The organism is Cupriavidus sp. GW823-FHT06D04, assembly GCF_058795055.1.
In genome coordinates this window covers 15,167-32,424 of sequence record NZ_JBXAHL010000011.1, presented here as the reverse complement: position 1 = coordinate 32,424, position 17,258 = coordinate 15,167, and the positions used below count along the sequence as shown (strand labels likewise).

The 17,258-nt window shown below is 69.0% G+C and carries 15 protein-coding genes; 10 read left to right on the top strand and 5 right to left on the bottom strand.

Annotated features, from left to right (window positions below):
* Positions 1-74: 74 nt before the first annotated feature.
* Positions 75-320 (top strand): hypothetical protein, encoded by a 246-nt coding sequence (locus AC1Q7H_RS15845; protein ID WP_013958131.1) that lies wholly within the window; start codon positions 75-77, stop codon positions 318-320.
* A gap of 49 nt (positions 321-369) precedes the next feature.
* Here AC1Q7H_RS15845 and AC1Q7H_RS15840 read toward each other — a convergent pair whose 3' ends face one another.
* Positions 370-1,170, bottom strand: a complete 801-nt coding sequence (locus AC1Q7H_RS15840; RefSeq protein WP_013958130.1) for a 5'-methylthioadenosine/adenosylhomocysteine nucleosidase — start codon at positions 1,168-1,170, stop codon at positions 370-372.
* Between the two features lie 153 nt (positions 1,171-1,323).
* Between AC1Q7H_RS15840 and AC1Q7H_RS15835 the strand changes: the two genes are divergently transcribed.
* From AC1Q7H_RS15835 to AC1Q7H_RS15825, 3 genes are read left to right on the top strand one after another with little or no spacing between them, the layout of a single operon-like run.
* Positions 1,324-2,349, top strand: a complete 1,026-nt coding sequence (locus tag AC1Q7H_RS15835) for a DUF2157 domain-containing protein (protein ID WP_013958129.1) — start codon at positions 1,324-1,326, stop codon at positions 2,347-2,349.
* Positions 2,346-3,461 carry a DUF4401 domain-containing protein gene (locus AC1Q7H_RS15830; RefSeq protein WP_013958128.1) on the top strand — a complete coding sequence of 372 codons (1,116 nt, stop codon included), beginning with the start codon at positions 2,346-2,348 and terminating at the stop codon, positions 3,459-3,461. The genes AC1Q7H_RS15835 and AC1Q7H_RS15830 overlap by 4 nt, the downstream gene beginning before the upstream one ends.
* Positions 3,458-3,961, top strand: a complete 504-nt coding sequence (locus AC1Q7H_RS15825; RefSeq protein ID WP_211980346.1) for a GDYXXLXY domain-containing protein — start codon at positions 3,458-3,460, stop codon at positions 3,959-3,961. The genes AC1Q7H_RS15830 and AC1Q7H_RS15825 overlap by 4 nt, the downstream gene beginning before the upstream one ends.
* 72 nt (positions 3,962-4,033) lie before the next feature.
* Here the strand turns inward: AC1Q7H_RS15825 and ychF are convergent, their stop codons facing one another.
* Entirely contained in the window at positions 4,034-5,125 is a 1,092-nt protein-coding gene (gene ychF / locus AC1Q7H_RS15820; RefSeq protein WP_211980345.1) for a redox-regulated ATPase YchF, read from the bottom strand.
* Positions 5,126-5,246: 121 nt separating this feature from the next.
* Between ychF and AC1Q7H_RS15815 the strand changes: the two genes are divergently transcribed.
* From AC1Q7H_RS15815 to AC1Q7H_RS15795, 5 genes are all read left to right on the top strand, one after another.
* Complete coding sequence (locus tag AC1Q7H_RS15815; RefSeq protein ID WP_013958125.1) at positions 5,247-6,542, top strand: UbiH/UbiF family hydroxylase; 1,296 nt, start codon at positions 5,247-5,249, stop codon at positions 6,540-6,542.
* 51 nt (positions 6,543-6,593) lie between these two features.
* Complete coding sequence (locus AC1Q7H_RS15810) at positions 6,594-7,352, top strand: DsbC family protein (RefSeq protein WP_013958124.1); 759 nt, start codon at positions 6,594-6,596, stop codon at positions 7,350-7,352.
* A gap of 112 nt (positions 7,353-7,464) precedes the next feature.
* Positions 7,465-8,469, top strand: coding sequence for an acrylyl-CoA reductase (NADPH) (acuI, locus tag AC1Q7H_RS15805; protein ID WP_492381469.1), 1,005 nt, complete (start codon positions 7,465-7,467; stop codon positions 8,467-8,469).
* Between the two features lie 70 nt (positions 8,470-8,539).
* Positions 8,540-10,354: a M61 family metallopeptidase gene (locus tag AC1Q7H_RS15800; RefSeq protein ID WP_013958122.1), complete on the top strand. Its 1,815-nt coding sequence runs from the start codon at positions 8,540-8,542 to the stop codon at positions 10,352-10,354.
* A gap of 50 nt (positions 10,355-10,404) precedes the next feature.
* Complete coding sequence (locus AC1Q7H_RS15795; RefSeq protein WP_211980342.1) at positions 10,405-12,801, top strand: FUSC family protein; 2,397 nt, start codon at positions 10,405-10,407, stop codon at positions 12,799-12,801.
* 80 nt (positions 12,802-12,881) lie between these two features.
* Here the strand turns inward: AC1Q7H_RS15795 and AC1Q7H_RS15790 are convergent, their stop codons facing one another.
* Together AC1Q7H_RS15790 and AC1Q7H_RS15785 are read right to left on the bottom strand one after the other, a co-directional pair.
* On the bottom strand, positions 12,882-14,219 hold the full coding sequence (locus tag AC1Q7H_RS15790) for an ABC transporter ATP-binding protein (RefSeq protein WP_013958120.1): 1,338 nt from the start codon (positions 14,217-14,219) through the stop codon (positions 12,882-12,884).
* A gap of 7 nt (positions 14,220-14,226) precedes the next feature.
* A complete protein-coding gene (locus AC1Q7H_RS15785) occupies positions 14,227-15,978 on the bottom strand; it encodes an ABC transporter permease (protein WP_194946879.1) in 1,752 nt (583 codons plus the stop codon).
* Between the two features lie 212 nt (positions 15,979-16,190).
* On the opposite strand from AC1Q7H_RS15785, the gene AC1Q7H_RS15780 reads away from it, so the two are divergent.
* A complete protein-coding gene (locus tag AC1Q7H_RS15780) occupies positions 16,191-16,469 on the top strand; it encodes an acylphosphatase (RefSeq protein ID WP_013958118.1) in 279 nt (92 codons plus the stop codon).
* A 4-nt stretch (positions 16,470-16,473) separates the two neighbouring features.
* Here the strand turns inward: AC1Q7H_RS15780 and AC1Q7H_RS15775 are convergent, their stop codons facing one another.
* Positions 16,474-17,250 carry a uracil-DNA glycosylase gene (locus AC1Q7H_RS15775; RefSeq protein ID WP_013958117.1) on the bottom strand — a complete coding sequence of 259 codons (777 nt, stop codon included), beginning with the start codon at positions 17,248-17,250 and terminating at the stop codon, positions 16,474-16,476.
* Between the last annotated feature and the right edge of the window lie 8 nt (positions 17,251-17,258).

Sequence of the window (17,258 nt, the reverse complement as noted above, 5' to 3'; positions counted from 1 at the left end):
GGCGCGGGGCCGGATTGCAGTATCGTTACGCCGCAGCCCTTGCGGCTGTGATGCTGACAACACAGGAGAAGCGGATGCTGGGCACCTTGATCGTGGGTTTGCTGGTGGGGCTGGCGGCGCGCCGGCTGCATCCGGCAGGGCGCGTGGTGACCCTGCCGGCCGCGCTGGTGCTGGGCGCGGCGGGTGCGGCGGGCGCTTTCTATGGCGGCCGCGCCTTGCACCTGTTTATCGACGGGCAGCTCAGCAGCTGGCTGGCGGTGATCGCCGGTTCGGCGCTGCTGGTGGGGGCCTGGGGTGCAGTGCGGCCGCGCGGGCGGTAAGAACAGAACTGATCGCGGCGGCGGGAATCCGCTCGCCGCATGATCGCGATCAGAAGCGGACCGGCGATTGGGCAATGTCGGCCTTGGCTCTTCCCGCCAGCAGCCGGCGCAGCACGCCGCTGGAATAGTGACTGGCCACATCCTTCAGGAATGCCGCGAAGTCCACATGGGCGCTATCGTCGGCCCGGTCCGAAATGGTCCGCATTACGGCATACGGCACGCCGTATTCGTGGCAGACCTGCGCCACCGCGGCGCCTTCCATTTCCACCGCCAGCAATCCGGGCAGCCGCTCACGCAACTCCGTCACCGCCGCCGGTGAGCCGATGAACTGGTCGCCGCTGGCGATCATTCCGTGGTGCAGCGCCGGCGCGGCCACGCCGAATCGTTCCAGCACCTCGCGCGGCACCTCGGCAGGCAGGTCCAGCTGCAGAAATTCGCGCGCGGCGGCTTCCAGCTCGGCGGTCAGCGCCGGGTCGGCCGGGAACTCGGCACGGTCCAGCAGCGGCACTTCATGGCGGCCGAAGAACGGGCGTGCGTCGAGGTCATGCTGGATGGTGCGGTCGGCGATGACGATGTCGCCGACATTGGTGCCGGCGCCGATGCCCCCGGCCAGCCCGGTGAAGACAATCTGCGTCGCGCCGAACTCGCGGATCAGCGTGACGGTGGTCGCCGACGCCGCCACCTTGCCCATGCGCGCCAGCACCAGCACGCACGGCTGCCCGAACAGCTGGCCGGCATAGTAGTCGCGCATGCCGATCGTGCGCACCGTGGCGCGGCTGTCGTCATGGCGCATGGCGGCTACCAGGCCATCGACTTCATCATGGATGGCAGCAAGGATTCCGAGAGTCATGGAACGGGCGAAGGACGAGAAAACCACAGCATACCGGCCCGCGCGGGCCGGGCATAGATTAGAGCGCGACCGCACCACCCCCTCCCACGGAACAGGTGCGGCCCCCGCGCCGCTTTGCTAAAGTCCCCGTCATCTCAGCACGCAAGGGCGAGCATGCAAGGCACACCCACCGTAGCCAACGGCGAACGGCGCGCCATCCGCCGGGCACTGGCCGACTGGCGCGCACTGGGGCGCCTGGACGCGGCTGGCGTCCCTGAGCCGTGGGCGCGCACCGAGCCCGTCGCCAGCGACTGGCGCCGCTGGCTGGACACGGCGCTGATGGCGCTGGGCACCGCGCTGCTGTGCGCGGGCGTGATCGTGTTCTTCGCCTTCAACTGGCAGGACCTCCACAAGTTTTCCAAGTTCGGCCTGCTGGCCGGCGCGCTCACGCTGCTCGCCGCCTTTGCCTGGCTGCGCCCGGCTGGCGACACCGCGGGCCGCGCCGCGCTGGGCGGCGCGCAGGTCGTCGCCGGCGTGCTGCTCGCGGTGATCGGGCAGACCTACCAGACCGGCGCCGACGCCTGGCAGCTGTTTGCGCTATGGGCGTTGCTGGCGGTGCCCTGGGCGCTGGCGGCGCGCGCCGCACCACACTGGTGGCTGGTGATCGTGGTCGGCAACGTGGCGTTGCTGCGCTATTTCAGCATCCGCTTCGGTGTCGAAGGCGTGTTCGCGCTGCTGTTCGATACGCGTCATATGCGCACCGCCACGCTGGCGCTGCTGGGCGCGGTGGTGCTGCAACTGGTGCTGTGGCAGCTGCTGTGCGCCAGGGCGCCCGCGCTGGGCTTGCGCGGGCAGACCGGCAGCCGCATGCTGGCCGCGCTGGCCTGTGTGCACGCCGGCTCGCTGGGGCTGGCCAGCCTGCTGGACAGCCACTTCGACGGCGCCGCATTCGCGCTGGCCTTGGTGGTACTGGCCGCCCTGGTCTGGTGGTTCCGCCAGCGCGCCTTCGACATCGTGGTGCTGAGCCTGGCCTGCCTGACCGGCATCGTGCTGGCGGTGGCCGCGATCGCCAAGGTGCTGTTCGAGGGCAAGGACGATTTCGGCGCCTTCCTGCTGCTCGGGCTGGTGACCGTCGGCCTTGCCGCCGGCGCGGCCGCCTGGCTGATGCGTGCCTGGCGTGGCCAACTGGAGCAGGCATGACGACCGAACTGCAGACCGAGCAACGGCTCTGGCAGGATCTCGCTGCAGGCGGCGAGGTACAGGGCGAGCGGCCCGACCACACCCACACCCCCTGGGCCGTGCGCTGCCTGATGGGCGCGGCGGGCTGGCTCGGCGCCTTGTTCTTCCAGCTCTTCCTGGTCGGCACCGTCTTCGTCGCCGCGCGCGAGAACGGCATCGCCATGGCGGTGACCGGCCTGGCCATGATCGCGCTGGCCGCGCTGCTGTACTGGCGTGGCGGCGGCATTGCCGCGGGGCAGTTCGCGCTGGCCGTGAGCCTGAGCGGGCAGGGCATGGCCGTGTTCGGGCTGGCCGAGGCCCTGGGCTTCACGCGCGTCACCGAGAGCGCAGGCTTCTGGGCCGGACTGGCACTGTTCGAGGCAGCGCTCGCCTTGCTGGTCCCCAACCGGCTGCACCGGCTGCTGTGCGCGGTGGGCGCATGGATCGGGCTGGCAGGCGCCATGCATCTCGTCCTGGCCGGCAGCGAGCCGAAGGACTGGCTGTTGCTGACATGGTCCCTCGGCTGGCTGGTGCCGCTCGGCTGCGCGCTGGTGACGGGTTTCACGCTGGCCGAAGCACGCCTGTGCGCGGCCGGCCGCCACACGCTGCTGGAACCGCTGGCCGACGCGACGCTGCTGTTCACGCTGGCCGTTGCACTGGTCGTCACCGGCATGAGCCATCCGCTGGCCTGGCTGGGCGGCCCGGAAGCCGGACGTATCCCGCTGGCGCACTGGGTCGCTGGCGGGCTGGCCACGCTGGTGCTGGCCGGCTTCGCGCTCGCCGAATGCCGCCGGCTGGCACTCAGCCCCGCCGTACAGGGCGCCGTCCTTGCTGGCGTGGCGGCCTTCGGCGCGCTGATGGCCGCCGCGCCCGCAGTCGTGGCAGGGGTTCTCGCGCTCGGCCTGGCCCTGCGCCGCGCGTCGATGCCGTGGCTGGGCCTGGGCATCGCCAGCATCGCTATCGGCTTTATCTGGTACTACAGCGCGCTGCACTGGACGCTGCTGGCCAAGTCCGCCACGCTTGCCGCGGCTGGCGTACTGCTGCTGGCAGGCCGTTACTGGCTGCTGGGCCGCACCAAGATGGAGGCCGCATGAAACGCTGGATCCTGATCGCCTGGGCCCTGACGCTGGCACTTGCCGCCGCCGGCATCGCCGGCAAGGAGCGCCTGCTGGCGCGCGGTGAAACCGTCTACCTCAAGCTCGCCCCGGTCGACCCGCGCTCGCTGATGCAGGGCGACTATATGGCGCTGAACTTCGAGATCGGCAACATGATCCGCGCCGCTCAGATGCGGAAGCAGGACGACCGGCCTCCACGCGATGGCGTGGCGGTGATCCGCAGTGACGAACAGGGCGTAGCCAGCTTCGTACGCGTGCACGGTGGCGAGCCGCTGGCAGCAGGGGAGCAACTGCTGCGCTACCAGGTCGCCCGCTCGCGCTGGGGCGGCATGCAGGTGCAGGTGTCGACCGATGCGTATTTCTTCCAGGAGGGGCAGGGCGAGCGGTTCGCGCAGGCGCAGTATGGGGAGTTCCGCGTGGGGGCGGACGGGCAGGCGCTGCTGGTGGGGTTGCGGGGGAAGGGGATGGAGAGGTTGTGAGGCGAAAGTGATGTGCCCCGGCCCAAAGAAAATAGCCACCGCATGCGGTGGCTATTTCACGAGGTCTGCCGGTCAGACGTTGAACAGGAAGTTCATCACATCCCCATCCTTCACCACATACTCCTTCCCTTCCGCCCGCATCTTGCCGGCTTCCTTCGCGCCGGTCTCACCCTTGAAGCTGATGAAGTCTTCATAGGCGATGGTCTGCGCGCGGATAAAGCCGCGTTCGAAGTCGGTGTGGATCACGCCGGCTGCCTTGGGGGCGGTGTCGCCGACGTGGATGGTCCAGGCGCGCACTTCCTTGACCCCGGCGGTGAAATAGGTCTGCAGACCGAGCAGCTTGAAGCCGGCGCGGATCACACGGTCCAGGCCGGGTTCTTCCATGCCCAGGTCGGCCAGGAATTCGGCCTTGTCGGCGTCGTCCAGGTCGGCGATCTCGGCTTCGATGGCGGCGCAGACGGACACCACGGGGGAATTGGTCAGCTTGGCGTGCTCGCGCACGGCGTCCAGGTGCGGGTTGTTCTCGAAGCCGTCTTCACGCACGTTAGCGACGTACATGGTCGGCTTGGCGGTGATCAGGCAGAACGGGCGGATGGCTTCCCACTCTTCGGGCGCCAGGTCCAGGGTGCGCACGGCCTTGGCCTGGTCCAGCACGGCTTGCGCCTTTTCCAGCACGGCGACCAGGCGCAGGGCTTCCTTGTCGCCGGCGCGGGCCGGCTTGATGTAGCGGGCCAGGGCCTTCTCGACGGTGGCCAGGTCGGCCAGCGCGAGTTCGGTGTTGATCACTTCGATGTCCGACAGCGGGTCCACCTTGCCGGCCACGTGGATCACGTTGTCGTCCTCGAAGCAGCGCACCACGTGGGTGATGGCGTCACATTCGCGGATATTGGCCAGGAACTGGTTGCCCAGGCCTTCACCCTTGGAGGCGCCCGCCACCAGGCCGGCGATATCGACGAACTCGACCACGGCCGGCAGAACGCGCTCCGGCTTGACGATCTCCGCCAGCTTGGCGAGCCTCGGATCCGGCACTTCGACCACGCCCACATTGGGTTCGATGGTGCAGAACGGGTAATTTTCGGCGGCGATGCCGGCCTTGGTCAGGGCATTGAACAGCGTGGACTTGCCGACGTTGGGCAGGCCGACGATGCCGCATTGGAGGCTCATGGTAGAAGGCGGGAAATTGCAAAACCCGTATTCTAGCGGAAGGGGGCTTCGCCATCGGCCTGCATGGTCGGGGCATGCGGGCGTGGGGCAGGGCCAGGAGTGACGTGGCTATAATCCAGCCATGACCCGATCCCACGCGTCCGCGCGCCCGTCTGCGCGCAACTCTTCCGCTTTCCAGGTTGCTGTCGTCGGCGGCGGCATCGTCGGCAAGTCCTGCGCGCTGCTGCTGGGCCAGCAGGGCATGGACGTGGCGCTGGTCGCGCCCAGGCCGCCCCGCGCCAGCGGCCGCGCGCCGGCCGGGCCGGATGACTGGGACAGCCGTATCTATGCCTTCTCGGCCAGCTCGCACGCGCTGTTGGAGCGCATGCGCGTCTGGGAAGCGCTGGACCCGGCGCGGATCCAGCCGGTGCGTGACATGCGCGTGTTCGGCGATGTCAGCGCGGCCGAGACTTCGCCCAGCCTGGACGGGGACCTGCACTTCTCGGCCTACGCGGCCGCGGTGCCGCAGCTGGCGTGGATCATCGAATCCGGCCACGTCGAGCGCGCACTGGATACGGCGCTGGGCTTTCAGCATCAAGTGACCTGGCACGACGCCACGGCGAGCGCGTTCGAGCGCGATCCGGACGGTGTCACGCTGACCCTGGGCAATGGCGAAAAGCTGCGCACGGCCTGCGTGGTCGGCGCCGACGGCGCGCGCTCCTGGCTGCGCCAGCAATGCCATATCGGCGTCAGCACGCGCAAGTACCGCCAGCTGGGCGTGGTCGCCAATTTTGCCTGCGAGCGGTCGCACCACGAAACCGCGTGGCAGTGGTTCCTGGGCGCGCCCGAAAAGCTGATGGCCGACGAGGAACCCGCCAACGGCGAAGTGCTGGCGATACTGCCGCTGCCGGACAACCATGTGTCGATGGTCTGGTCCGCCGACGAGGCCCACGCGCACGAACTGCTGGCGCTGTCGCCCGAGGCCCTGGCCGCCACCGTGATGCAGGGCGCCAGCGGCGCGATCGGCGCGCAGTTCGGCGCGCTGCGCTGCGTGACCCCGGCGCAAGGCTTCCCGCTGGTGCTGCAGCGTGCCGACCACTTCGTGCAGCCGCACGTGGCGCTGGTGGGCGACGCCGCCCACGTGGTGCATCCGCTGGCCGGGCAGGGCATGAACCTGGGCCTGCGCGACGTGGCGGAACTTGGCCGCGTGATGGCCGACAAAGAACCTTTCCGCAGCGAGGGCGACCTGCGCCTGCTGCGCCGTTACGAGCGCGCCCGCGCCACCGACCTGTTGTCGCTGACCGCGGCCACCGACGGCCTGCACCGGCTGTTCTCGCTGCCGGGCGGCGTGGCGCGCGTGGTGCGCAACACCGGCATGCGCGCGGTCGGCGGACAGTCCTTGCTCAAGCGCTTCCTGATCGCGCGCGCGCTCGGCTGACCGCGGCCGCACCCACGATCCGATCCCTTTACCGAATACTCTGGAGCCCACATGTTCTCATTCCTGCGCCGCCGCCCCGCCATCAGCGCCGCGATCACCGCCATCGCCGGCGGGCTGGCCGCGGCGGGTTTCGCGCTGCATGCCATGGCTGCCAGCGAGCCCGGCACCGACCGCATCAAGGAGTCGCTGCAGAAGGTGCTGGGCGGCCGCGCCGAAGTGAAGAGCGTGAGCAAGACCCCGGTGCCGGGCCTGTTCGAGGCCAATATCGGCGGGCAGGTGGTCTATACCGACGCCTCAGGCCGCTACATCCTGAACGGCGAGATGATCGACACCCGCACCGGCGCCAACCTGACCGAAGAGCGGCTGGCCGAGATCAACCGCATCAAGTGGTCGGACCTGCCGCTGGCGCGCGCGATCAAGTGGACCAAGGGCGATGGCAGCCGCCAGGTGGCGGTGTTCTCCGACCCCAACTGCGGCTACTGCAAGCGCATCGAGCAGACCTTCCAGCAGATGGACAACATCACCGTGTACACCTTCCTGTACCCGGTGCTGTCGCCGGATTCCGAAGCCAAGGCCAAGCAGGTCTGGTGCGCTTCTGACCGCACCAAGGCCTGGCGCGACTGGATGCTCAAGCAGGTGGCGCTGAGCGGCAACGGCAGCTGCAAGACCCCGCTGGAAGAGAACCTGGCATTGGGCCACAGCCTGAACGTGACCGGCACGCCGGCGGTGTTCTTCACCGACGGCACCCGCATCCCCGGCGCGGCGGACGTCGCCACGCTGGAACGCAAGCTCGCCAGCATCAAGAAATAAGCGCGCGCCGGACCTGTCCCGGCCCGATCGACGGCCGGACTTGTCCGGCCGTTCTGCTTTCTGCCTTTTCCCTGATTCCATGCGATCGCCGGCAGGCGACAAAGGAGACACCATGACCTTCCAGGCATTGCTGCTGACCCAGGCCGACGGCGCCACCCAGGCCAGTATCGCCACGCTCGACGACGCGCAGCTGCCCGCCGACGGCGATGTGCTGGTTGCCGTCGATTACTCCACCATCAATTTCAAGGACGGGCTCGCGATCACGGGCCGCTCGCCGGTGGTGCGCAAGTGGCCGATGGTGGCGGGCATCGACGGCGCCGGCACGGTGCTGGAGTCCGCGCACCCGCGCTGGAAGTCTGGCGACAAGGTGGTGCTCAATGGCTATGGCGTGGGCGAGACGCACTGGGGCTGCCTGGCGCAGCGCGCGCGCCTGAAGGGCGACTGGCTGGTGCGCCTGCCCGACGCCTTCACCACGCGCCAGGCCATGGCGATCGGCACCGCGGGCTATACCGCGATGCTGTCGGTGCTGGCGCTGGAGCGCGGCGGCGTCAACGGCCCGGTGCGCCCGGGCGATGGCGAGGTGCTGGTGACCGGCGCCTCGGGCGGGGTGGGGACGGTGGCGATCTCGCTGTTGAGCAAGCTTGGCTACAAGGTGGTGGCCTCGACCGGCAAGACCAGGGAAACGGATTTCCTGAAGGCGCTGGGCGCCGATGACGTGATCGACCGCGCCGAACTGGGCGTGCCCGGCAAGCCGCTGCAGAAAGAGCGCTGGGCCGCGGTGGTCGACTCGGTCGGCTCGCACACGCTGGTCAATGCCTGCGCCCAGGTGTGCTACGGCGGCGTGGTGACGGCGTGCGGGCTGGCGCAGGGCCTGGACTTCCCGGGGTCGGTGGCGCCGTTCATCCTGCGCGGCATCACCTTGCACGGCATCGACAGCGTGATGGCGGCGATGCCGCTGCGCGAGCAGGCCTGGCAGCGCCTGGCCAGCGACCTGGAGCCGGACCGGCTCAATGCGCTGACGCGCGAGATCGGCCTGGGCGATGCGATCGAGGCGGGCCGCAAGATCATGGAAGGCGGCATGCGGGGGCGCGTGGTGGTGGATGTGAATCGCGGCTGATCGGGCACCGTCGCCCTGATGCACCACCGCGTCGGCGCCGCCCGCAGGCGCCGACGTTACAATCCAGCCCATGACGCCGATCCGCTACGCCATTGCCCCGCTTCAGCCTGAAGCGCACCTGTTTGCCGTCACCGTTACCGTGAGCGAGCCCGATCCCGCCGGCCAGTGTTTCTCGCTGCCGGCCTGGATCCCGGGCAGCTACATGATCCGGGACTTCGCGCGCAATATCGTGCGCATCCGCGCCGACGCGGGCGGGCGCGAGGTCAGCCTGACCAAGCTCGACAAGCAGCGCTGGCAGGCCGCGCCGGTCAGCCTGGCCGACGGCCCGCTGACGCTCAGCTACGAGGTCTATGCTTGGGACCTGTCGGTGCGCGCGGCGCACCTGGACACCACCCACGGCTTCTTCAACGGCAGCTCGGTGTTCCTGTGCGTGGACGGGCAGGCCGAGCGGCCATGCACCGTCGATATCCATGCGCCCGCCGGCGAGGCCTATCGCGGCTGGCGCGTGGCCACCGCCATGCGCGAGGCGCCGGGCCGCGCAGGCGCGAAGCGCTACGGCTTCGGCCGCTACCAGGTGGCCGACTACGATGAGCTGGTCGACCATCCGGTCGAGATGGGCACCTTCCAGCTGGCCAGCTTCCGCGCCTGCGGCGCGCAGCACGACGTGGTCTTCACCGGGCGCGTGCCGCAGCTCGACCTCGAGCGCGTGTGCCGCGACCTGAAGCGCATCTGCGAAACGCAGATCCGGCTGTTCGAACCCAAGACCGCGCAGGCGCCGTTCCTGGACAGCAACCGCCGCTACGTCTTCATGACGATGGTCACCACCGACGGCTACGGCGGCCTGGAACACCGCGCCAGCACAGCGCTGATATGCGCGCGCAATGACCTGCCGGTGCGCGGCGACAGCGACACCAGCGAGGGCTACCGCACCTTCCTCGGGCTGTGCAGCCACGAGTATTTCCACACCTGGAACGTCAAGCGCATCAAGCCGGCCGCGTTCGTGCCGTACCGGCTGGCCGAGGAAACCCATACCCCGCTGCTGTGGCTGTTCGAGGGCTTCACCAGCTACTACGACGACCTGGTGCTGGTGCGCTCCGGCTGCATTACCGACGAGCAATACGTCGAGATGCTGGCCAAGACCTGGAACGGCGTGCTGCGCGGCAGCGGCCGCACCAAGCAGAGCGTGGCGGAAAGCTCCTTCGATGCCTGGACCAAGTACTACCGCCAGGACGAGAACGCCGCCAACGCCATCGTCAGCTACTACACCAAGGGTTCGCTGGTGGCGCTGGCGCTGGACCTGACCATCCGCGACAAGACCCGCGGGCGACGCTCGCTGGACGATGTCATGCGAGCGCTGTGGCGCCGCTACGGCCGCGGCTTCTACGCGCCGGGCGCGGTGCAGCGCGGCGTGACCGAGGCCGAGGTCCATGCACTGTTCGATGAAGTCACCGGTCTGCGCATGGGGCCGCTGCTGCGCTCGCTGACCGAAGGCACGGGCGAGCTGCCGCTGCCGGCGCTGTTCAGGACCTTCGGCGTCAAGGCCGAGGCGCAGAAGCCGGCGCGCACCGCGGCGCTGGGCATCAAGGTCAAGAGCGATGAGGGCTGGGTGCGCGTGGCGCAGGTGTTCGACGGCGGCGCGGCGCAGGCCGCGGGCCTGTCCGCCGGCGACCTGCTGGTGGCGATCGACGGGCTGCGCGTGGCGCCGGGCCAGATCGACAAGCTGCTGGCGCGCTACCGTACCGGCGACCGCGTCGAGCTGCACGCCTTCCGCCGCGACGAGCTGCAGGTGCTGCCGGTGACGCTGGCGCGCGAGCCGGCGGCGCAGTTCAAGGTGAAGCTCGAGAGCGGACGGCACGCGGCACGCTCGCGCTGGCTGGGCCAGTGAACTAGTCTTCCGCTGCCACAGCCGCCACCGCACTCCATCGCCCCCGCTGCATGCAATACGCGCACGATCCCCGCACCTTCCTGTATTCGCACTACGTCTACCGGGGGCTGCGCTCGGCCACCGGGGTGATCGGCGCCACGCTGATCGCGCTGCACTTCAGCGACCTGCCCACCGCCATGGTGGTGTCGATGGGGGCGCTGTGCACTAGCCTGATGGACCTGCCCAGCCCCCTGAGCCACAAGTTCAACGAGATGCTGGCCAGCGTGCTGCTGTGCAGCGTGGTCACGCTGGTGGTGGCGCTGGCCACGCCGTTCCCGCGCGTGATGCCGTTCCTGCTGGTGCTGGTGACGTTCCTGGCCGGCATGATGACGGTGTACGGCAACAAGACGCTGCCGCTGCAGTTCGCGGCGCTGTTCGTGATGACGCTGACCATCAACGAAGACTTCCTGGTGCGGCGCGCGCTGGAGCACGCGGCGCTGTTCAGCATCGGCGCGGTCGCTTATCTCGGCTATGCGATGCTGGTGAGCTGGATCACCGAGCGCCGCACCAAGCAGCAGGTGCTGGCCGAATCGTTGTATGAGCTGGCCGGCTATCTTGAGATCAAGGCCGGCTTCTACGACGCCGGCAACGACTATGAGGCCCAGTTCAACCAGTTGGTGCGCCAGCAGATCGTGGTGGCCGAGCGCCAGCAGGCCGCGCGCGACCTGGTGCTGCGCGGCAACCGCACCCCGCATGACGGGCTGCTGGTGCAGGTGCACATGCGCATGCTCGACCTGTACGAGTACATCCTGTCGACCAACACCGACTATCCGCTGCTGCGCCAGACCTTTGCCGGCACGCCGGTGCTGGACCACCTGCGCGGGCTGGTGCTGCAGATGTGCAAGGACGTGGAAGAGATTGCCTACGAGGTCACGCGCGGCCGCGCCTCGTACGCCACGGTGGAATACCGCCCGGGCCTGCGCGCGGTCGAGGCCGAGATCGCGCAGTTGCGCCACCACCATATCAACCCGGCGGCGATGACGGCGCTGGTCGAAACGCTCGACATGATGCGCGGCGCGATCACGCTGGTCGGCCAGCTGCACGAAGCGTCGCGCACGCCGGTGGAGCCGGCCAGGGTGCTGCCCGGCTCGGACATGACGCCGTTCCTGACGCGCCAGAAGTATGAGTTCAGCGTGCTGCGCGACAACCTGAAGTGGAGTTCGCCGGCGTTCCGTTTCTCGCTGCGGATCTCGATGGCGGTGTCGCTGGGGCTGTGGATCGCCGAGCACGTGCCCTATGTGTCGCACAGCTACTGGATCCTGCTGACCATCATCGTCATCCTGAAGCCCAACTTCAGCATGACCAAGCAGCGCTACAACGACCGCGTGATCGGCACGCTGATCGGCTGCGTGGTCTCGGTCGCGATCCTGAAGGTGGTGCACCAGCCGCTGATCCTGCTGGGCGTGCTGTTCCTGTCATTGGTGGCCAGCGCCGCGTTCGTGACCATCAAGTACCGCTATACCGCGATTGCCGCCTGCATCCAGGTGCTGATCCAGATCCACCTGCTGATGCCGGGGAGTCCAACCGTGGCGGGCGAGCGGCTGGTGGATACGGTGATCGGCGGCATCATCGCCTCGCTGTTCAGCTTTGTGCTGCCGAGCTGGGAATACCGCGCCATCCCTAAGCTGGTGGAGGGGGTGCTGCAAGCCAACCGCCGCTATATCGGCGCCACGCGCGACCTGCTGCTGCGCCGGACCAAGGATGACTTTGCCTACCGCGTGCAGCGCAAGCAGTTCATGGACAACCTGTCGGCGCTGATCTCGTCGTTCCAGCGCATGCTGGACGAGCCCAAGAGCCGGCACCGCGCGGTGGACAACCTGAACCGCTTTATCGTGCAGAACTACCTGGTGGCGGCGCACGTGGCGTCGGCGCGCATCCAGGTGCGCCAGCACTATGATGAACTCGATATTCCGGCCGCGGAAGCCGCGATCGAGCAGGCCACCGAGGCCGCCAGCCACAGCCTGCAGGTGGCCAGCGAGCGGCTGCATGCCGATGAGCGCGGCGGCGGTCGTGGCGCGGGCTTTATCCGCAGCGGGAAAACGCCGGTGGAACGCAAGGCGGCAGCGCCTGCGGCCGTGGACAAGCCGGACGAAACCCCCGCTGAAGCTGTCGCCGATGCCGAACCGGTAGCGGCCACCGTCAGCACCGAAGTTGCCGAGGCCGCCGAAGACGCCGTCGCCGAACGCCGCGCCCGCCTGGCCGATTCGGCCGACAAGCGCCGCACCGACGTGCTGGTGCACGCGGCCGCCGCCGGCGAATCCAGCCATGAGGCCGGTCCCACCGCCAGTTCCACCGGCCGTCCGGCCAATGCGGTGCTGGACCGCCGCCTGCGCGCTTTGCGCGAGGATGCGGCCAAGATCGCGCTGCGCACCGGTGCGATCGGCCGCGCCATGCGGGCGCGCGCTTAGCAGCGCGATTGAAGACCGTGGGGTTGCTCCCCTCTCCCGCGTGCGGGAGAGGGGCCGGGGGAGCAAACCATGGTTGTGGCTTAAGCCCCTTGCCCCTGCGGCAGCTCCTCCTCGGGCAGTGTCAGCATGCCGCTGTTGTAGCTGTATTCAAAGATCTCGCCATAGCGTCCCCAGCCGATCGCCACGCTCAGCACGCGTTCGGCCTCGGCCGCCTTCAGGAACTGCTCGAGCTCGTTCAGCACCTGTTCCTCGCGGATCTCGCCGGTTTCGCTGGCCACCAGCTCGCGGCGGATGTGCGCGGCCAGCGCCACGTTGCCGAGCAGTTGCTGGCCAAAGATCGTCTTGCGCTGCTGCGGCTCGGCGGCATAGTAGGTGCGGCCGGCCTCGGTGGCGGTGATATCGCCGCGCTCGATCGCCACCAGCTTCACCAGCTGCAGTGCTTCGCAGGCGGGCAGCAGTTCGTCGTCGGTGAGGCCGGCTTCGTCGGCCAGGTGCGGCAGGTCGGCGCGGCCGTTGAAGGGCGCCTCGCACAGCAGGTCGAGGATGGCTTCCATCTGGCTGATGTCGGCATCCGGCAGGCGGTAGCCGATCTGGCGCGCGGGGGCTTGCGCGGGCAGGCGCGCTTCGGCGGCGGGGGCGGTCATCAGCGCGTAGATCTCGTCGACCAGCGCGCGCACCTGCGCGCTGTCGCGGTTGCGCGGACGCGGCAGCGCCACCGGCACTTCGGCGCGGATGCGGCCCGGGTCGCTCGACAGGATCACGATGCGGTCGGCCATCATCACCGCCTCTTCGATATTGTGCGAGACGATCAGGATGCTCCTGATATTGGCACGGCCGCTTTCCCACAGCGCCAGCATCTCGTCGCGCAGGGTCTCGCCGGTCAGCACGTCCAGGGCCGAGAAGGCTTCGTCCATCAGCAACAGGTCCGGCTCGGTCACCAGCGCGCGCGCAATGCCCACGCGCTGGCGCATGCCGCCCGACAGCTCGCGCGGCAGCGCGCTGTTGAAGCCGGCCAGCCCGATCATGTCGATCGCGGCCTCGGCGCGGCGCTCGCGCTCGGCCCTGGGCACGCCCTGGGCTTCGAGCCCCAGCTCGACGTTCTGCTGCACCGTCAGCCACGGGAACAGCGCGAACGACTGGAACACCATGGCGATGCCCTCGGCGGTGCCGGCCAGCCGTTCGCCGCGAAAGTGCACCTCGCCGCGGTCGGCGCCGACCAGCCCGGCCATGATGCGCAACAGCGTGGACTTGCCCGAGCCGGACTTGCCCAGCATGGCGACGATCTCGCCCTCGCGCAGCGTCAGGTCCACGCCTTCGAGCACGGCGCGGTCGCTCTGGCTGGCGGTGCGGAAGATCTTGCCGACGCCGCGCAGCTCGATCACGGCGGGGGCGGCGGTGGATGCAATGTTCTCGGCCATCGTTGCCTTACAAGCGGGTGCGCTCTTGCGCGAGTTGATACAGGCGGTTCCACAGCAGCCGGTTGAAGCCGACCACAAACAGCGCCATCACGCCGATGCCCAGCGCAATGCGCGGGAAGTCGCCGCGCGCGGTGGTCTCGGCGATATAGCTGCCGAGCCCGGTGGCGACGATGGTGCGGTCGCCCCAGGTCACGTACTCGGACACGATGCTCGCGTTCCATGAGCCGCCGGCGGCCGTCACCAGCCCGGTCAGCAGGCTGGGAAAGACTGCGGGGATCAGGAAGCGCTTCCACAGCAGCCAGCCACGCAGGCCAAAGTTGCGCGCGGCGAGCTTCAGTTCGGTGGGAATGCCGGAAGCCCCAGCGACCACATTGAACAGGATGTACCACTGCGTTCCGAAGATCAGCAGCGGGCTCAGCCAGATCTCCGGGTTCAGTCCGAAGCGCACGATCAGCATCACCGCCAGCGGGAACATCAGGTTGGCCGGGAAGGCGGCCAGGAACTGCGCAATCGGCTGGGCAATGCGCGCCAGCTCCGGGTTCAGGCCGATGCGGATGCCGATCGGCACCCACACCAGCGCCGCCAGCGCGATCAGCACCACCACGCGCACCATCGTAATCGTGCCGAGCCACAGCACATGCCCGACCTCGGCCCAGCCCACTTCGCTGTGCACGAAGTAGCCCACGCGCAGCAATGCGGCCAATGCCACCAGCACGATCACGGCGTCGCGCAGCCGGCCGAGCCACAGCGCGCGCCGCGGATTGTCCGGCTGCGCCGGGGCCTGCCCGCGGCGCGCGCCCCACGCCAGCGTGCGTCCGGCCAGCGCCGCCGTCTGCGCCAGCAGTGCACCCACCCACGCCGAGCGGCGCAGCAGGTCCAGCAGCCACGACTGCGGCAGCTTGTCCTGCGCCAGCGTCTCGAAGCGGAAGCGGTCGGCCCATGCCACCAGCGGGCGGAACAGCAGCTGGTCGTACAGCAGGATGCCCACCAGCATCGCCAGGATCGCCCAGCCGATCGCGGCCAGGTCCTGCTGCTGGATCGCCAGCGCGATATAGGAGCCGATGCCGGGCAGGCGGATATCGTGGCCGGATACCGAGATAGCCTCGGACGCCACCACGAAGAACCAGCCACCGGACATCGACATCATCATGTTCCACAGCAGCCCCGGCATGGCGAACGGCACTTCCAGCCGCCAGAAGCGCTGCCACGGCGACAGCCGGAACATGGCCGCCGCTTCCAGCAAATCGCCCGGGATGGTGCGGAACGACTGGTACAGGCTGAACGCCATGTTCCACGCCTGCGAGGTGAAGATGGCGAAGATCGCCGCACACTCCACCCCTGCGATATTGCCGGGAAAGAGGGCGATAAAGCCGGTCACGGTGATCGACAGGAAGCCCAGCACCGGGATCGACTGCAGGATGTCCAGCGCCGGCACCAGCACCTTCTCGGCCGTGCGGCTCTTGGACGCCAGCGCGGCGAAGGCCAGCGAGAACAGCAGCGACGCCGCCAGCGCCGCCAGCATGCGGATGCTGGTGCGCATCAGGTAGTAGGGCAGGTAGGCCACGTCCAGGTGCACCGCCAGCTGCTGGTCGGGCTGGAACGGGGCGTTCATCTGCTGCGCGGCGAACGCGACCATCACGATCACGGCCAGGATGATCGGCAGCAGCGCGAGGTCGAAGCGGTTGGGCGGCGCGCGCAGCAGCTGGCTGTCAAAGCCAGGGGCGGGTTGGGCCGCGCGGCGGTCGGCGGGTGGCATCATGGGCGCTTCTCGGGCTTGTATCGAGCTTGGATGGCAGGGCTTGTAACCCGGCCCTGGATCGCGGCCCCGGCGGACAATGGCAAAGCCCGCATGCCGCCGGCTTCACGCCGGGCGGCGCGCATCCCTTTGTAACGCCCGGCATGGCGGTCTAGTTTACTTGGTGTGGATGACAGATCGCGCACGCTGCCGACGTGCGCTCAAAGGGAAAAGCCATGAAGAAGGAAACCTGGCGCCTGGTCGCGCATGGGCGCGTGCAGGGCGTGGGCTACCGCGCCGCCTGCGCCGACGCGGCGGACGACCTGGGGCTTGGCGGCTGGGTGCGCAACCGGATCGACGGCACCGTCGAGGTGATGGCGCACGGCACGGTCAAGCAGCTCGAAGCCCTGCAGGCGTGGATGGAACAGGGCCCGCCGGCGGCGCAGGTGACGCTGGTCGAGGTCGGGCCTGGGGAAGGGGAGTTTGGCGGCTTCGAGTTCCGGCCGACGATCTGATGGACTAGGCGGCGGTCCAGTCGACCGGCGTGCGGCCGTTCGCTTCCAGCCAGCGGTTGGCCTCGCGGAAATGCCCGCAGCCCAGGAAGCCCCGGTGCGCCGACAGCGGCGACGGATGCGGCGCTTCCAGCACGCAGTGGCCGGCGCCCAGCAGCGGCTTCTTGGCCTGCGCGTGGCTGCCCCACAGCATGAACACAAGATTCGGGCGGCTGGCGGCGAGGTTCTGGATCAGGCAATCGGTGACGGCTTCCCAGCCGCGCCGCGCGTGGCTGGCGGCCTGGCCCTGTTCCACCGTCAGCACGGTGTTGAGCAGCAGCACGCCCTGGCGCGCCCAGCCTTCCAAGTTGCCGGAGGTGCGCGGCGCGCCGTTGCCGTTGGCGCCGAACTCGGCTGCGATTTCCTTGAAGATGTTGCGCAGGCTGGGGGGCACCTTGATGCCCTCCGGCACCGAGAACGCCAGCCCGTGCGCCTGCGGCAGCTCCACGCCGCCGACCGTACCGGTGCCGTGGTAGGGATCCTGGCCCAGGATCACCACCTTGACCGCGTCGGGCGGGGTCAGGTGCAGCGCGTGGAAGACATGGTGCGGGAACACCGCCTTGCCAGCGGCACGTTCGCCGTCGACAAAGGCGGCCAGTTCCTGCCACGCCGGCACGCGGATGCACGGGTCCATCAATGTGCGCCAGGCGGCGGGCAGGGCGTCGGCCTGGACCTGCAGGCTGGCCGCAGGGGACGGTTCGCCGGGGGCGCGGGGGGCTTCGGCGGCGAAGAGATCAGCTTGCATGCGTGAGG

Excerpts from the sequence above, each read along its gene's own strand:
- AC1Q7H_RS15845 (WP_013958131.1), top strand. The coding sequence starts at position 75 with ATGCTGGGCACCTTGATCGTGGGTTTGCTGGTGGGGCTGGCGGCGCGC.
- AC1Q7H_RS15840 (WP_013958130.1), bottom strand. The coding sequence starts at position 1,170 with ATGACTCTCGGAATCCTTGCTGCCATCCATGATGAAGTCGATGGCCTG.
- AC1Q7H_RS15835 (WP_013958129.1), top strand. The coding sequence starts at position 1,324 with ATGCAAGGCACACCCACCGTAGCCAACGGCGAACGGCGCGCCATCCGC.
- AC1Q7H_RS15830 (WP_013958128.1), top strand. The coding sequence starts at position 2,346 with ATGACGACCGAACTGCAGACCGAGCAACGGCTCTGGCAGGATCTCGCT.
- AC1Q7H_RS15825 (WP_211980346.1), top strand. The coding sequence starts at position 3,458 with ATGAAACGCTGGATCCTGATCGCCTGGGCCCTGACGCTGGCACTTGCC.
- ychF (WP_211980345.1), bottom strand. The coding sequence starts at position 5,125 with ATGAGCCTCCAATGCGGCATCGTCGGCCTGCCCAACGTCGGCAAGTCC.
- AC1Q7H_RS15815 (WP_013958125.1), top strand. The coding sequence starts at position 5,247 with ATGACCCGATCCCACGCGTCCGCGCGCCCGTCTGCGCGCAACTCTTCC.
- AC1Q7H_RS15810 (WP_013958124.1), top strand. The coding sequence starts at position 6,594 with ATGTTCTCATTCCTGCGCCGCCGCCCCGCCATCAGCGCCGCGATCACC.
- acuI (WP_492381469.1), top strand. The coding sequence starts at position 7,465 with ATGACCTTCCAGGCATTGCTGCTGACCCAGGCCGACGGCGCCACCCAG.
- AC1Q7H_RS15800 (WP_013958122.1), top strand. The coding sequence starts at position 8,540 with ATGACGCCGATCCGCTACGCCATTGCCCCGCTTCAGCCTGAAGCGCAC.
- AC1Q7H_RS15795 (WP_211980342.1), top strand. The coding sequence starts at position 10,405 with ATGCAATACGCGCACGATCCCCGCACCTTCCTGTATTCGCACTACGTC.
- AC1Q7H_RS15790 (WP_013958120.1), bottom strand. The coding sequence starts at position 14,219 with ATGGCCGAGAACATTGCATCCACCGCCGCCCCCGCCGTGATCGAGCTG.
- AC1Q7H_RS15785 (WP_194946879.1), bottom strand. The coding sequence starts at position 15,978 with ATGATGCCACCCGCCGACCGCCGCGCGGCCCAACCCGCCCCTGGCTTT.
- AC1Q7H_RS15780 (WP_013958118.1), top strand. The coding sequence starts at position 16,191 with ATGAAGAAGGAAACCTGGCGCCTGGTCGCGCATGGGCGCGTGCAGGGC.
- AC1Q7H_RS15775 (WP_013958117.1), bottom strand. The coding sequence starts at position 17,250 with ATGCAAGCTGATCTCTTCGCCGCCGAAGCCCCCCGCGCCCCCGGCGAA.